Raw genomic sequence first — 14,920 nt, 5'->3', positions numbered from 1 at the left:
GTTGCGCGGACCTCGACCTCTACCAGGGCGCCGGGAGCGTGCTTGCGGGCATTGGTCATACCCTCCTGGACGGTCCGGAACACGCTGCGCTGGAGCTGTCTGCGTGCGCATGCCAGGACTTCGCGCCCCTCGACCGCGAGAGTGACCCGCTCACCTGCGGCGGCGGCCTCGGTCACCAGGTCGTCCAGCGCCGTGATCGTGGGTTGCGGGGCTCCGGTGCCCAGCTCTCCATCGGAGCCTGAGCCGAGCAGGTGCAGCACCTCGCGAAGTTCCTCGAGAGCCACGTGCGCGGATGACCGGATCACGCCCGCGGCCTCGCGCACCTCGGATGCGCTCGGCGGCGCTGATGCCTCCGCACGCGTGCGGTGCTCGAGCGCCCCGGCGTGCACCGAGAGCAGCGAGAGCCGGTGGGCGAGCACATCGTGCATCTCGCGGGCGATCCGTGCCCGCTCCGCCTCGCGTGCCCGCAGCAGCCGCAGCTCCGCCTCGCGTCGGTCGGCGTCGTTCATGGCCACGAGTCCGGCGATGACCAGCCGTCGCGCCCGCACGGCGAGCCCGAGCGTGAGCGCGGTGATGTAGACGAGCACCATCGTGACCGCCCAGAAGCCGATCCCCACGCCACCGAGCGGCACCACCAGGAAGTACGGGATGGCGATCGCGATGTGACCGAGGGTGATCAGCACCGCCACCCGCGCACGCCGCAGGCTCGCCACGGTGTAGACCGCGATCAGTGCCGGGATCCCTGCCGTGAGGAAGACGCCTCCCAGCGCGGCCAGCACCACGGCTATCAGCACGGGGTGTCGGCGCCGCCACCACAGCGCCGCGGATGCGATCAGCCCGACCGTCACGTCCACCGGCATCCACCAGGGAGGCAGCAGCACCCACAATTGCCGATCACCGTCGATCGCCCACAGCGCCCATGCGACCCCGAGGCCCACGAGCAGCGTGTCCACGGAGAGCGTGCGCCGTGTGCGATCGCCTCGCGCCGCCGCGATCGCAGCCTCGACACGCGCCGCTGGCAGGTGGCCGAGGTCCATGCCCACGAGACTAGGCCGTGCCCGTCGCCACCCACTGGCCGTGCGCCTGCCCACGCGCCTCGGACTGGCCACCTGGCGAACGGAACTGGACGATCGGATCCCGGTACGGCGCCGCCGCTCGCCCATGCTGGAGGGATGACAGAGACGAAACAGGTGCCCGCCCTGGCGATGCACGGGCTGCGCAAGGTGTTCGGAGAGAAGGTCGCGGTCGACGACATCGACCTCAGCATCCCGCAGGGGTCGTTCTACGGACTCGTCGGGCCCAACGGTGCGGGCAAGACCACGGCGCTGTCGATGGCGGTCGGGCTGCTCAGGCCGACGGCGGGCAGCGCAACCGTGCTCGGCATCGACACCTGGAGCGACCCGATCGGTGCGAAGACGGCGCTCGGGGTGCTCCCGGACGGGCTCGCCCTACCCGAGCGCCTCACCGGCGCCGAGCTGTTGACCTATTGGGGGCGGCTGCGCGGCATGTCGACCGACGTGATCCGATCGCGGACCGCCGAGTTGCTGCGGGTGCTGGAGCTGGACGAGGCCGACGAGCACGGCACGGTGGTGCTGGAGTACTCCACCGGCATGCGCAAGAAGATCGGGCTCGCCACGGCGCTGCTGCACTCGCCACGCGTGCTCGTGCTCGATGAGCCGTACGAGGCGGTCGACCCGGTCTCGGCGCGTGTGCTCACGAAGATCCTGCGCAGGTTCACCGCTGCGGGCGGATCGGTCGTGATGTCCAGCCACGTGATGGCGCTCGTGGAGCAACTGTGCGACCGGGTGGCGATCATCGCGCGCGGCGAGGTGCTGGCCGACGGCACGCTCGAGGAGGTGCGCGCCGGCGCGAGCCTGGAGGACAGGTTCGTCGGGCTCGTGGGGGAGCGCGACCTGGGCGAGGAGGAGTTGTCGTGGTTGGCGTCCTGATCTCGATGAAGTTCGCCATGCTGCGCAACAGCCCGGCCGGCACCCGGATATTCGGCTGGATCGGTGGCGCGGTGCTGGTCGTGGCGACCTGGGCCGGCGTGATCGTCGCTGAGGAGGCCGTTCGTGCCGAGGTGACGATGCTGCTGCTGGCGTTGTGGCTGGTCGGCGCCGCGTTCGGGCCGGTGACGATGTCCGGCGCCGGCGTGCTGCGTGCCGAGTACTTCGCCTTGCTGCCGCTGGATCGGCGCCGACTCGCGATCGGGCTACTGGTATCGACCTTCCCAGGCGTGGCCTCGGCGTACGTGCTGCTGGCGTCGCTGGTGCTGGTGGTGCCGGCCGCCACCGGGGCGGCGCCCCTGGCAACCGTGCCCGTGGCCGTGATCGGTGCGGCGTTGACGTGGCTGCTCGCGATGACTCTCTCGCGGGTGATCTACGCGGTCCTCGGCGCCGCGATGCGCACCAGGCTCGGGGTCGAGATCTCCTCTCTCCAGTTCGGGCTCCTCATCGGCAGCCTGCTCGCGGGATGGATCGTGGTGTCGCAGGCGTTCGTGACGGTGCCCGCGCTGCTGCGCTCGGGCATCGGTCCGGACGCACCGGCCGTACTTGCGTGGCTGCCCTCGTCATGGGCGCTGAACGCAACTGCGGCGACCGAGGTCGACGATGTGCCCGCGAGTCTCGGCTGGCTCGGTCTGCTCGTGCTCGCCGTGGCCGTTCTGCTCGCGGCCGCCGCGCTGCTTCTGCGTACCGACGTCGACGGTGGCCGGGTGAAGCAGCGGCGCCGACCAGTCGGATCACGCGTGCTGCACGCACGCCCGGTGCTGCCGACGAGCGCCACCGGCGCAGTTCTCGGCAAGGAGTTGCGGCAGTGGTGGCGCGACCCGTGGCGCGCGCTCGAGTTGCGTTCCTCGATCTGGACCGGCGTGGTCGTCGGCGTGTTCGCCCTCGCGGCGCCATGGGCACGCGACCTGGCGCCGCTGGCCGGTCTGGTGGTGGCCTTCATGGTCGCGCTCGGTGGCTGCAACCTCTACGGTCAGGACGGCTCGGCCCTCTGGCTCACGATCGTGGGGCAGCGCGAGGACACCGTGCGTGCCGATGTCAGGGGACGCCAGCTTGCCACGATCGTGCTGTTCGCGCTCCCGGCCGTGCTGGTCTCGGTCGTCTTCGTGCTGTTCACGGACTCGCCATGGGCATGGCCGATCGTCGCGGCGATGCTGCCTGCGCTGTTCGGGGTCGCATCCGGAGTCTCGGTGCTGATGTCGGCGGTGGGGGTCTCACCGGGCGTGGACCCTCGGCGCCGGGTGGGCCCGAATGATGCCGGCGGCGAGATGGGCATCCAGCTCCAGGTCGCGATGTGGAGCACAGTGCTGCTCGTGGGGCCGACCATCGCGGTGGCCATCGTCGGTGTGACGGGCGGCCTCGGCAGCCTGTGGCCGTGGTGGGCGCTCGCCACGGGCATCCTCAACGGCGTGGCCGGCTTCTGGCTGCTCGGCTCGGCTGCGATCGGGTATCTGCGCCCGCGGCTTCCCACCGTGTTCAGCCAGATCCGCTACCGCCGTTACGACGACGATGGTGGCGGCGCGCTCGCCGGGTTCGCCCGCTCGTCCCAGAAGGCCGAGGATCAGGCGCGCGCGGCGAAGGAGAAGGAACGGCGGGAGAAGGTCGGTGCCCGTAACGTGAGCGAGTAGGGCGCGCCGCGGCCATCTGCGAGAAGATAGCCGCCTGAGCACGATCACCCACCTCGCCGCGGCCGCCCGCCGCTCACCCTGGGCCGTCTGGTTGCTGGCGTGTGGCGTGTACGTGTTGTCGGTGACACACCGCATGGCGCTCGGTGTGGCGGGGCCGTTGGCCACCGAACGGCTCGACCTCACCGCATCCCAGCTCGGTTCGTTCGTCACGCTGCAGCTCGGCACCTACGCGGCGATGCAGGTGCCCTGGGGCCTGGCGATCGACCGCTGGGGGCCGCGCCGGGTCCTGCTGGCCGCGACAGCGATCCTGGGGATCGCTGAGCTGACGTTCGCCTTCGCGAGCTCCTACCCGGTGGCGCTCGCCGCGCGCACGCTGCTCGGGGTGGGCGACAGTGCCGTGTTCATCTGCGTGATCCGCATCGTGACGCTGTGGTTCCCACCGCGGCGGTTCGCGATGATGGCGATGGTCACCGGACTGTTCGCGATGCTGGGCAATCTGCTGGCCACGGTTCCGCTCGCGCTCGCGTTCACGACCTGGGGCTGGACCCGCACGCTCGGTGTGGCCGGCGCGATCTCGCTGGTGTATGCAGTCTTGCTGCTGCGCACGGCAGGACCAGCGCCCTATCGCGAGAGCGCACGGCCGGTGCGGCCGCCAGGCGCCGTTGGGGCACCGCGCACGCCGCTCCGGGTCCGCGTGTTGGCACTGCTCGACCAGGTGGCGCAGACGTGGCGGGTGCCTGAGATCCGGCTCGCGTTCTGGACCCACGCCGCCACGATGGCCACCGGTACCGCCTTCACGGCGCTGTGGGCGTTCCCGTACCTGACCGAAGGGCTGGGGTTGCCGCAGACCCAGGCGGCCTCGGTACTGACCTTCTTCGTGCTCGGCATGCTCGGCGCCAGCCTGGTCGTGGGACCGCTGACCAGTCGCCGCCGTGGCTCACGCGCGCCGCTCGCATTGGCCGCGGCGGTGGCGGGTGTGCTCGCGTGGGCGGTGCTGCTGGGCTGGCCCGGTGGGCGCGCGCCGTTCGGTGTGGTGGTGACCGTGACGGTCGTGCTCGCAGTCGGTGGTCCGGCATCCCAGGTCGGGTTCCAGATCGCGCGCGACCATGTGGGCCATGCGCGTCACGCTCTGGCCACCGGCATGGTGAACGTCGCCGGCTTCACGACCGCGATGCTCGGGTCGGTGCTCGTGGGCGTGGTGCTGGACGCCCGCACGCGCGGGAGCCAGCCCACGCTGCTCGACTACCGCTGGGGCTTGGCAGTGCTGGGACTCGCCGCCGTCGTCACCACCCTGCAGATGCTGCGCTGGCTGCTGCTGTGCCGGCGCCGCACGCTGCGGTTGGCTGCCGCCGGCGGTGCAGCGCCGGTGGTGGCGGTTCAGGCGCACTGGTGGGACGCCGGGTACGAGCGCGCCGCTGTCCTGCGTCGTGGTCGTCGCAGCCCGGTCGTGGCGCCGCTGCCTACACTCGCTCCCGTGATGCGCACGATCGATCTGCGAGGTTCTCGACTGACTGCCGCCGAGCTGCGCGAGCGGCTTCCGCGCGCCGAGGTGGACATCGAGATCGCGACCGAGCGGGTGAGGCCGATCCTCGACGCCGTCCGCGCCGAGGGCGCGGCCGCGCTCCGGCACTACGCCGAGATGTTCGACGGCGTGGCACCGGACTCCCTGCGGGTCCCGCGGGAGGTGCTCGCCGCGGCTCCCGACGCGCTCGACCCCGAGCTGCGGGCGGCGCTGGTCGAGTCGATCCGGCGTACCCGGCTCGGGCACGAGGCACAGGTGCCGCAGGAGCGCACCACCGAGCTGGCGGCGGGTGCGCTCGTGCACCAGCGCTGGGTGCCGGTCTCCCGGGTAGGCCTGTACGTTCCCGGCGGGCTGGCGCCGCTGGCCTCATCCGTGGTCATGAACGTCGTGGCGGCGCAGGCAGCCGGGGTGCGCTCGTTGGCGCTTGCGAGCCCGCCGCAGAAGGACAACGAAGGTTGGCCTGACACCACCATCCTCGCGGCGTGCGCCCTGCTGGGCATCGAGGAGGTGTACTCGGTCGGGGGCGCGCAGGCGATCGGCATGTTCGCCTACGGGATCGAGGGCGATGACGAGGCGAACCGGTGCGAGGCCGTCGACGTCGTGACCGGGCCGGGCAACATCTACGTGGCGGCCGCCAAGCGAGCTGTGCTCGGCGTGGTCGGCATCGACTCCGAGGCCGGGACCACCGAGATCGCCGTGCTCGCGGACGCGACCGCGAACCCGGAGTTCGTGGCTGCCGACCTGATCTCGCAGGCTGAGCACGATCCGGCAGCAGCCTCGGTGTTGGTGACGGACTCGACCGAGCAGGCCGCCGCCGTCGGGCGGGAGATCCAGACCCAGGCGAACCAGGCCAAGCACGCCGATCGGATCCGGGCGGCCCTGAGCGGGCCACAATCTGCGGTGGTCCTGGTCGATGACCTCGAGCACGGGCTCGAGGTGGTGAACGCCTACGCCGCAGAGCACCTCGAGGTGCAGACCGCCGATGCCGCCGCCGTGGCGGCGCGCGTGCACAATGCCGGCGCCATCTTCGTGGGCCCTTACTCTCCGGTCCCGCTCGGCGACTACATCGCCGGCTCCAACCACGTGCTGCCCACTGGCGGCACCGCGCGCTATGCGGCAGGTCTCAACGTCCACGCCTACCTGCGGTCGGTGCAGGTGATCGAGTACACGGCCGAAGCGCTGGAGGCGGTGACCGATCCGCTGGTCGCGTTCGCTCAGGCCGAGGACCTGCCCGCGCACGGGAAGGCCGCAACACTGCGCCGAGCAGGGCCGTAACGCGCCGCGGGCAGCCCACGCCGGACCAGGGGGACATCCCCATGGTCCCCACGGTGCCGAACCCGTACCGTGAGAATCATGGAGAGCTTCTTCGACACCATCCGCCGGATCGGCTACCGCCGCGGCCCGGACAGGATCGTCGGCGGTATCTGCGGCGGCATCGCAGCCGCAGCCGGGATCAGCGTGACGATCGTGCGCATCGGCATGCTGCTCGCGTTCCTGCTGCCGTTCTTCGGGGTCGCCGCCTACATGGTCGGATGGCTGCTGCTGCCGTGGCAGGACGGCACCATCCCGCTGGAACGGATCCTGCGCCCCCGCGAGAACCGGTGAGCCAGTGCCCGACCTCGACGGCGTTCGAGGCGGCACCGGGCACACAGGACTGGCGCGTGCTGGCTACCGGCGCCGCGGCCTGGTTCGCCGCCCCGTCGGCGAGCAGCGCTGCGGCACTGTTGGTGGCACTGGCCGCTGCCGAGCCGCTCGCCTCGCCCGTGCGGGTCGAGACCAAGGTGCGTCGCGGCGGCGTGCGAGTCACGCTGCGGAGCACCGCGCAGGGCTTGCCCACAAGCGCAGTCGCGGCTGCCACCCGTATCTCCGAGTTGGCAGCCGCCGCCGGCCTCGATGCCGACCCGAGCGTGCTCGCCGATGTGCAGCTGACGGTCGATGCGCTCGACCCCGCCGATGTCGTGCCGTTCTGGACGGCCGCACTGGGCTACGAGCCGGCGGGGGAGGAGGATCTGCTCGACCCACTGCACCGCAATCCCTCGATCTGGTTCCAGAGCAACGGCACCGCGCGCCCACTGCGCAACCGGATCCACGTCGACACCAGCCGCGCGGCGCTCGCGCGCGAGGAGACGCGCCGCGAGGTGGTGGAGGCCTCGGCGTGGGAGGCGATGGGCGGCCCGTACGGACTCTGCTTGGCCGACGCCGAGGGCAACGAGATCGACGTCGTGCCACCGGGCGATGATTGGGCCGACCGATCCGACCTCGCGGACTGGGTGCTGATCTTCGGCGCCATGACCCACTATCCGGTCCGCTCCGCTGCGCTGGCGGCCGAGCTGGTGGCGCAGGCAGCGGCGATCGCCGATGCCGCGGAGGTCGAGTTGCTGATCGACACCGCGCCCGAGGGCGTCACCTTCGACTCCGGCAAGGATGGCTGGGAGATCGACGAGAGGTTCGCCGGGGTCGCCGCTGCCGTGCAGGCCGCGGCTCGGGCGCTCGGACTGGTTGCCGATGTCGAGCCGCTGCGGTTCGTGCAGCTCGGTATCGACGCCGCCGACATCGACCGGGTTCAGAAGTTCTGGTGGGCGGCGCTGCGCTACGTCGACGATGTTCGGCGCGAGCTGGGAGTCACCGACCTGGTCGACCCGCTCCGATGCGGACCTCCCGTCATGTTCCAGCACCTCGAGACTGACGAGGCGCGCCGCACCCAGCGGAACCGGATCCATGTGGACCTGTACGTCCCTGCCGATCAGGCGCAGCGGCGGATCGAGGCTGCGATGGCGGCGGGAGGTCGAATCGTGCGCGAGAGCGAAGCCCCGTTCTGGGTGACGCTGGCCGACCCCGAGGGCAACGAGCTCGACATCGCGGTCATCACGGGGCGTGAGGAGGCGTGGGGGACCGGGAGCTGAGCACTCGCCGTTCGCAGGCGTCAGCGCTGGGCCAGCACCAACGGCAGCACCGTGTCCGCTCCTGCTTGCCGGAGCATCCGAGACACGTGTGTCACGGTCCAGCCCGAGTCGACACTGTCGTCAACCAGCAGCACCCGGCGCCCGGCCACCTCAAGCCCGTCCACGGTCATCAGCCGCCGCACCACGCCCGCCAGCCGCTGTGCCGAGTTGACGTCGTGCCGCCCGGGCTCGCTGCCTGCCTCGGGACGGACGGCACCGATCACCGGCACGCTCAGCAGCGCGGCGACCCCGGACGTGAGGTGGCGCAGCAGCTGTGGGCGCGAGGCGGAGTCGACCGCGACGATCCCGTCCACGTCCGGCTGCCACTGCTCCAGCAGCCGGGTGAGGGGCGCCCGCAGGCTCACGGGCAGCTCACCATCGGGGCCGCTCAGCAGCTCCCGCAGCGGCAACGACCAGCCCAGGCCATCGAGCCGTGCGAGTGCACGGCCGGTCTCGGGCTGCTCCTGCGCCGCGATCCGCCCGCTGAGCTCGACGCCGATCTGCTTCATGCCGGTGGGCCACTGGCGCCGGGGCATGATCTCGACGCCGATGACGTCGAGCCCCTCGCGCGCGGCGTTGATCGCCTCGCCGGCGGGCGGGCCGGGTGGCGTGACGCCGCCGCAGACATCGCAGCGACCGCACCGCTCGCCGGTGGTCAGCTCGGGATCGTCGAGACAGCGGCGCAGGAACGTCATGCGGCACTCGCCGGTGCGCTGATAGGCGAGCATGGCCTGCTGCTCGGCGAGGCGGGCTTCCTCCACGCGCTGGTAGCGGTCGGCGTCGTAGGCCCATTCCTCGCCGGTGCTTGCCCAGCCGCCGCGCACACGGCGCACCGCGCCATCGACGTCGAGGACCTTGAGCATCATCTCCAGCCGGTTGCGGCGCAGGTCGACGAGCGGCTCGAGCGCGGCGACCGAGAGGGTGCCCTCGCCCAGCATCGGGAGCTGGGCGAGGGCGTCACGCACGTCGGCCTGCTTCGGGAACCCCATCGAGCCGAAGTAGTCCCAGATCGCCTTGTCCTCCTCACCCGGCAGCAGCACCACGTCGGCGCGGGTCACGGCACGCCCAGCGCGGCCGACCTGCTGGTAGTAGGCGATCGGCGAGGGCGGCGCGCCCAGGTGGATCACGAACCCGAGGTCGGGCTTGTCGAACCCCATGCCGAGTGCCGACGTGGCGACCAGCGCCTTGACCCGGTTCTCCTTGAGATCAGCCTCGAGCTGCTCACGCTCGGCCGGATCGGTCTGCCCGGTGTAGGACGCCACCTCGTAGCCCGCTGCCCGGAGCTGTGTCGCGGTCTGCTCGGCGGCCGCGACGGTGAGGCAGTAGACGATGCCGGAGCCGGTGTAGCCGCGCAGATTCTCCACCAGCCAGGCCAGCCGGCTCGAGACATCCGGCAGCGGCACGACCGCCAGGTGCAGCGAGGGCCGATCGAGCCCGCCGCGAAGTACCAGCACATCGTCAGCCGCACCGAGTTGCTCGGCCACGTCGGTGGTGACGCGCTCGTTCGCCGTCGCGGTGGTGGCGAGCACCGGGATCCCCGCGGGCAGGTCCGCCAGCAGGGTACGGATACGTCGGTAGTCGGGGCGGAAGTCGTGACCCCAGTCGGAGATGCAGTGGGCCTCGTCGATCACCACCAGGCCGGCGCTGGCGGCCAACCGGGGGAGCACCTCGTCGCGGAAGTCCGGGTTGTTGAGCCGCTCGGGCGAGCAGAGCAGCACATCGACCTCGCCTGAGGCGATCCGCTCGTAGACCTGCGACCACTCGGTGGTGTTGGCCGAGTTGACGGTGACCGCGCGGATGCCGGCTCGCTCGGCGGCCGCGATCTGGTCCCGCATCAGCGCCAGCAGCGGCGAGACGATCACGGTCGGTCCCGCGCCGCGCGCGCGCAGCAGCGCGGTCGCCACGAAGTAGACCGCCGACTTGCCCCATCCGGTCCGCTGCACCACGAGTGCCCGACGGCGCTGGGTCACCAGTGCCTCGATCGCCCGCCACTGGTCTTCGCGCAGCTCAGCGTCGTCTCGACCGACCAGTCGTCGCAGCGCCGCCTCGGCCGCCTCGCGGAGATCCTCCGGATCGAGCGGCGGGAGTGGGGCGGCGGTGACCGGCGCCGGTTCCGGTGCGGTGTCGTCGTGTACCGGCTCTGCACCAGGCTCGAACTCGGGCTCGGAGCCCCACTCCTGCGGATCAGGGAACGGTGGTTCCTGCGGCTCCCCGTACCAGTCGTCGGGCTCGGTGACCGCGTTCGTGTTCGAGGCAGCGGGATCCGTCATGCCTCGACCGTAGCCACTGGCGCCGACACTCCGCTCGCTCTGTCCCCAGGGCAGGTCAGCCGCGTTCGACGCCAGGCGGCTCGCCGGCGATCGATCTCACCCAGGCATGCATGCGCTGCTCATAGCCGTCGGCGGGAAAGGTGCCGTCGAGTGCCACGTCCTCGATCGTGATTGCGCCCACCGTGGCTCCGTGCGGCGCTACGGCGGGAGAGGCGGCGTCAGGGATCCGCTTCCCGTGCCGGTTCGCGCGCACCAGCTGCACCTGTCGTGCGTGGACGGCGTCCAGACCGCCCGCGAGATAGTGCCCCAACAGCTCCCGCTGCCCATCCAGCACGCGGACGGTGACTCCCGATGGGTGCTGCAGACCGAAGCACGCCACGTCGAGCCCGTGGTAGCGGCCCCACGGCTGAAGCCGCGGGTGGTCGAGTGCCAGCCGGCCCTCGATTCAAGGTGACGGCAGACGTCCATCCCCGCAGACTGGCCCCATGGGCTTCCTCGACGTCTCCGGCATCGGCTACGTGCTCCCGGACGGGCGACCGCTCCTGCACGAGGTGTCGCTGCGGGTCGGGGAGGGGGCTCGGGTCGCGCTCGTCGGACCGAACGGTGCGGGCAAGACGACGTTGGTCAGGATGATCGCCGGCGACCTTCCTGTGCCCGAGGGCGCGGTCACCCGCAACGGTGGGCTCGGTGTGATGCGTCAGTTCATCGGCTCGGTCCACGACGACAGCACCGTGCGCGACCTGCTCCTGTCGGTCGCGCCCGCGCCGATCCGTCGCGCCGCTGCCGAGATCGACCGCACGGAGCTCGCGATGATGGAGCGCGAGGACGAGCAGGTACAGCTCGCCTACGCGCAGGCGCTTGCGGACTGGGCCGACGTGGGCGGTTACGAGCACGAGACGCTCTGGGACGTCTGCACGGTGGCGGCGCTCGGGACGCCGTACGAGCGCGCACAGTGGCGTGCCGTCAGCACGCTCTCCGGCGGAGAGCAGAAGCGGCTGGTGCTCGAGGTGCTGCTGCGCGGCCCCGACGAGGTGCTGCTGCTCGACGAGCCCGACAACTACCTCGACGTCCCCGGCAAGCGCTGGCTGGAGCAGCAGCTCGTCGCCTCGGACAAGACCGTGCTGCTGATCTCGCACGACCGCGAGCTGCTGAACAAGGTCGCGACCGCCGTCGCCACCCTCGAGCCCAGCGGCGTCGGCTCCCGACTGTGGGTGCACCCGGGGTCGTTCATGACCTACCCCCAGTCCCGCGAGGCGCGGAACGCCGATCTGGAGGACCGCCGTCGGCGATGGGACGAGGAGCAGGCCAAGCTCAAGGCGCTCGTCGCGATGTACAAGCAGAAGGCGGCCTACAACTCCGACATGGCCTCGCGGCTGCAGGCCGCACGGACCCGGCTCGAGCGCTTCGAGCGGGCCGGGCCACCCGAAGCGGTGCCGCTGCCGCAGAAGATCTCGATGAGGCTCGACGGCGGTCGTACTGCCAAGCGCGCCGTCGTCGCCGAGCAGCTCGAGCTCACCGGTCTGATGAAACCCTTCGATCTCGAGGTCTGGTTCGGCGAGCGGGTGGCGGTGCTCGGCAGTAATGGATCCGGCAAGTCGCACCTGCTGCGCCTGTTGGCGGCAGGCGGTAGCGACCCCGACGTCGAACACCAGCCCGTCGGCCACGTCAAGCCCGAACCGGTCGCTCATACCGGCGTGGTCCGGCTCGGGTCGAGGGTGCGCCCTGGCTGGTTCGCGCAGACCCACGCCCAGCCGGAGCTCGTGGGCCGAACGTTGCTCGACATCCTCCATCGGGGTGATGAGCATCGCCGCGGGCGTCCTCGCGACGAGGCTGCGCGCGTGCTCGACCGCTATGGCCTGGCCCGGTCCGCGGAGCAACGGTTCGATTCCCTCTCAGGCGGCCAGCAGGCGCGCTTCCAGATCCTGCTGCTCGAGCTCTCCGGTGCCACCCTGCTGCTCCTGGACGAGGCCACCGACAACCTCGATCTCGAGTCCGCCGAGGGACTCGAGAGCGCGCTCAGCAGCTTCGAGGGCACGGTGCTCGCGGTCACGCACGATCGCTGGTTCGCGCGATCCTTCGAGCGTTTCCTCGTGTTCGACGCCGATGGGTCGGTCCGCGAGAGCGACGCACCGGTCTGGGATGCCGGCCGCGTGCACCGGGCCCGGACCTGACGGGTTCAGGCGAGCGCGATGAGGAACGCGTCGGTGCGGTAGGGGAGCCGCCACGCGCTCTGGTCGGCAAGTGCGGGCTCGGTGTCGAGAAGCTCGGAGACCTGGGCCAGGATGTCCGCGCGCACCTTCGGCGTCGCGGTGATGATGTAGCTGCGCGATGCCACGAGGTCGAGCAGGCTCTCGCGCGTGAACGGCCGCTCCCAGCTCACCGTCAGGCGCTCCACGGGGCCGAGATCGTCCCCGACCCCGTCGCCGGCGATGTACCGCTCGGCGGCCGATCCCTGCATGATCTCGGTGAGCCGCGCGACCCACGGCACCGACTCGTCGCGCACGTTCCAGATCAGCCCGAGCACGCCACCGGGTCGGAGCACGCGGCGCACCTCAGGCACGGCACGCTCGGGGTCGACCCAGTGCCAGGCCTGCGCCGCCAGCACGGCGTCGACGCTCGCGTCAGGCAGCGGGATGGCCTCCGCCGTGCCCACGGCGGTTCGTGCCGAGGGCACCGTGGCACTCAGCTGCGCGAGCATGTTCGGGCTCGGATCGACGGCGTGGATCGTCTCGACCCGATCGACGAGCGCCCGGGTCAGCTTGCCGGTGCCAGCACCGAGGTCGAGCACCTCTCGCGGCCGGGACCGCAGCAGCCAGTCGACGGCGTCGTCGGGGTAGCCGGGGCGCGCACGTTCGTAGGTGTCGGCAGCGGAGTCGAAGGAGGCGGCCTGGGCAGCCTTCGCACGATCGTCGACGGCGGGGTCCTGGGTCATCTCTTGAGTCTCACCTCTCGTTGTCGCCAGTGGGGGAGCGTGTCCAGCAGGCAGTCGTAGGAGTCTTCGAGCAGCTCGGTGATCAGCTCGCGATGGCCTCCGCCATCGGCGAGCACGAGCGAGGTCCAGTGGCGCTTGTTGAGGTGCCAGCCGGGCTCGATGAATCCGTGCTGCTGGCGCAACGCCTCGCCATCCTCGGGCGGCAATTTGAGTGTCAGCAACTCGCGGCCGCGGCTGTCCTCGCAGACCATGCCGAACATCCTCTCGCCGATCCAGAGCACAACGCAGCCCCACGACTCCTGATCAGCAGCGTGCGCGCCGGGTAGGTCGTCGACGACGTCGTAGATCCAGTCCCAGTGGGGATAGAACGTCGCCGGCACGTCCCCAGGTTACGTCCTGCCGCCTACCGTTGACCTGCGGGCGGTTTATCGTCATACTCCTACTGTCGGACGAACGCGCGATAGTTTCGCGCACCTCAAAGGAGAGACACCATGCCTGACCTGCGACTGACCTTCCACCCGCAGCCCAGCCGCCGCCAGCTGCTCGGCTGGTCCTTCGGGATCGCCGGACTTGCCGCGATCACCGCGTGCAACAGCGACGGCACCGACCCCAACGCGGGCGACGGTGGCACCGGCCCCGCCTTGGATCTCGAGGGCAAGAACGTCGGTGCGATGCCGGACTACGAGGCCGGCACGCAGTTCGCGGCCACGGAGCCGTTCGAGCTGTCGATCCTCTGGCCCGACTGGCCGGACCTCGACATCAAGCCCACGTGGCAGCTGTTGGACCACATCGAGGAGCTCACCGGGGTCAGGCTCGTGCCGTCGCACGTGCCGTTCAGTGACGCCGTGGACCGCCGCAACCTGCTGATCAGCGCTGGCGATGCGCCGGACATCATTCCGCTCGTCTACGTGGGCGAGGAGAAGCCGTTCGTCTCCGGTCGGGCCGTGCTCCCGATGAGTGACTACGTCGAGTACATGCCGCATTACCAGCACTACGTGCAGGAGTGGGATCTGCAGTCGCTGGTGGAGAACCTCAAGCAGTTCGACGGCAAGTACTACATGCTCCCTGGTCTGCAGGAGGTCTCGTTCCCCGGGTTCTCGCTCCTCGCACGGACCGACATCTTCGAGGATCTCGGACTCGAGCTCCCGCAGACGTGGGACGAACTGCGCGAGGCGCTGGTGGTCATCAAGGAGGCCCACCCGGACACGATCCCGCTCGCGGAGCAGTTCGAGGGCGCCTCGATCATCAACGTCGCCGGGCCGGCGTTCGGCACGCGCGCCGGCTGGGGCTTCGGCGACGGCATGATCGACGACGGCAACGGCGGCCTCACGTACGCGGGGACCTCGGACGAGTACCGCACGATGCTGGAGTTCTTCCACGGCATGGTCGCTGACGGTCTGCTCGATCCGGAGACCTTCACGTCCAAGAACGCCGGAGCCGGCTCCGAGGTCATCACCACCAAGATCTTCCGCGGCGACGTGGCCGTCATGGGCGGCGCCTCGGGCACGGTGACCGAGTACGAGGTCAAGATGGACGAGAGCCTCGGCAAGGACAGCTACGGCTTGCGGCAGATTGCTCCTCCCGGTGGACCCGCCGGGCCGATGATCGGCTCGCGCGGCT

General features: G+C 70.8%; 12 protein-coding genes. 7 read left to right on the top strand and 5 right to left on the bottom strand.

Annotated features, from left to right (window positions below; all coding sequences use genetic code 11):
• Positions 1-1,037: sensor histidine kinase (locus ACOJSN_RS05800; RefSeq protein WP_420111559.1), on the bottom strand; the 1,037-nt coding region annotated here is incomplete at its 3' end.
• A 135-nt stretch (positions 1,038-1,172) separates the two neighbouring features.
• On the opposite strand from ACOJSN_RS05800, the gene ACOJSN_RS05795 reads away from it, so the two are divergent.
• The 5 genes from ACOJSN_RS05795 to ACOJSN_RS05775 all read left to right on the top strand — a co-directional run bounded on the left by ACOJSN_RS05795 (position 1,173) and on the right by ACOJSN_RS05775 (position 8,059).
• Positions 1,173-1,949 carry an ABC transporter ATP-binding protein gene (locus ACOJSN_RS05795; protein ID WP_420111558.1) on the top strand — a complete coding sequence of 259 codons (777 nt, stop codon included), beginning with the start codon at positions 1,173-1,175 and terminating at the stop codon, positions 1,947-1,949.
• Positions 1,934-3,634: a hypothetical protein gene (locus ACOJSN_RS05790; RefSeq protein ID WP_420111557.1), complete on the top strand. Its 1,701-nt coding sequence runs from the start codon at positions 1,934-1,936 to the stop codon at positions 3,632-3,634. Before ACOJSN_RS05795 ends, ACOJSN_RS05790 begins: the two co-directional genes overlap by 16 nt.
• Positions 3,635-3,740: 106 nt before the next feature.
• Entirely contained in the window at positions 3,741-6,431 is a 2,691-nt protein-coding gene (gene hisD / locus ACOJSN_RS05785; protein WP_420111556.1) for a histidinol dehydrogenase, read from the top strand.
• A gap of 78 nt (positions 6,432-6,509) precedes the next feature.
• Complete coding sequence (locus tag ACOJSN_RS05780) at positions 6,510-6,761, top strand: PspC domain-containing protein (RefSeq protein ID WP_420111555.1); 252 nt, start codon at positions 6,510-6,512, stop codon at positions 6,759-6,761.
• A complete protein-coding gene (locus tag ACOJSN_RS05775) occupies positions 6,758-8,059 on the top strand; it encodes a VOC family protein (RefSeq protein WP_420111554.1) in 1,302 nt (433 codons plus the stop codon). The genes ACOJSN_RS05780 and ACOJSN_RS05775 overlap by 4 nt, the downstream gene beginning before the upstream one ends.
• Before the next feature lie 20 nt (positions 8,060-8,079).
• Here ACOJSN_RS05775 and ACOJSN_RS05770 read toward each other — a convergent pair whose 3' ends face one another.
• Both ACOJSN_RS05770 and ACOJSN_RS05765 read right to left on the bottom strand, forming a co-directional pair.
• On the bottom strand, positions 8,080-10,368 hold the full coding sequence (locus ACOJSN_RS05770; protein ID WP_420111553.1) for a RecQ family ATP-dependent DNA helicase: 2,289 nt from the start codon (positions 10,366-10,368) through the stop codon (positions 8,080-8,082).
• Between the two features lie 55 nt (positions 10,369-10,423).
• On the bottom strand, positions 10,424-10,801 hold the full coding sequence (locus ACOJSN_RS05765) for a DUF5946 family protein (RefSeq protein WP_420111560.1): 378 nt from the start codon (positions 10,799-10,801) through the stop codon (positions 10,424-10,426).
• Between the two features lie 52 nt (positions 10,802-10,853).
• On the opposite strand from ACOJSN_RS05765, the gene ACOJSN_RS05760 reads away from it, so the two are divergent.
• Entirely contained in the window at positions 10,854-12,539 is a 1,686-nt protein-coding gene (locus ACOJSN_RS05760) for an ABC-F family ATP-binding cassette domain-containing protein (protein WP_420111552.1), read from the top strand.
• Between the two features lie 5 nt (positions 12,540-12,544).
• On the opposite strand, the gene ACOJSN_RS05755 is transcribed toward ACOJSN_RS05760, so the two are convergent.
• Complete coding sequence (locus tag ACOJSN_RS05755; protein WP_420111551.1) at positions 12,545-13,300, bottom strand: class I SAM-dependent methyltransferase; 756 nt, start codon at positions 13,298-13,300, stop codon at positions 12,545-12,547.
• Positions 13,297-13,680: an MmcQ/YjbR family DNA-binding protein gene (locus tag ACOJSN_RS05750; RefSeq protein ID WP_420111550.1), complete on the bottom strand. Its 384-nt coding sequence runs from the start codon at positions 13,678-13,680 to the stop codon at positions 13,297-13,299. The genes ACOJSN_RS05755 and ACOJSN_RS05750 overlap by 4 nt, the downstream gene beginning before the upstream one ends.
• 111 nt (positions 13,681-13,791) lie before the next feature.
• Here ACOJSN_RS05750 and ACOJSN_RS05745 point away from each other — a divergent pair.
• On the top strand, positions 13,792-14,920 hold a 1,129-nt coding region (locus ACOJSN_RS05745; protein ID WP_420111549.1), incomplete at its 3' end, for an extracellular solute-binding protein.

This window comes from Pseudactinotalea sp. (genome assembly GCF_048594945.1).
Taxonomy (GTDB): domain Bacteria; phylum Actinomycetota; class Actinomycetes; order Actinomycetales; family Beutenbergiaceae; genus Pseudactinotalea.
Note: the sequence above shows the minus strand (reverse complement) of the source record. Positions and strands in the feature narration are given on the sequence as shown.

Bases quoted from the DNA above. Each gene is read 5' to 3' on its own strand.
- ACOJSN_RS05795 (WP_420111558.1), top strand. From the start codon at position 1,173: ATGACAGAGACGAAACAGGTGCCCGCCCTGGCGATGCACGGGCTGCGC.
- ACOJSN_RS05780 (WP_420111555.1), top strand. From the start codon at position 6,510: ATGGAGAGCTTCTTCGACACCATCCGCCGGATCGGCTACCGCCGCGGC.
- ACOJSN_RS05770 (WP_420111553.1), bottom strand. From the start codon at position 10,368: ATGACGGATCCCGCTGCCTCGAACACGAACGCGGTCACCGAGCCCGAC.
- ACOJSN_RS05760 (WP_420111552.1), top strand. From the start codon at position 10,854: ATGGGCTTCCTCGACGTCTCCGGCATCGGCTACGTGCTCCCGGACGGG.
- ACOJSN_RS05755 (WP_420111551.1), bottom strand. From the start codon at position 13,300: ATGACCCAGGACCCCGCCGTCGACGATCGTGCGAAGGCTGCCCAGGCC.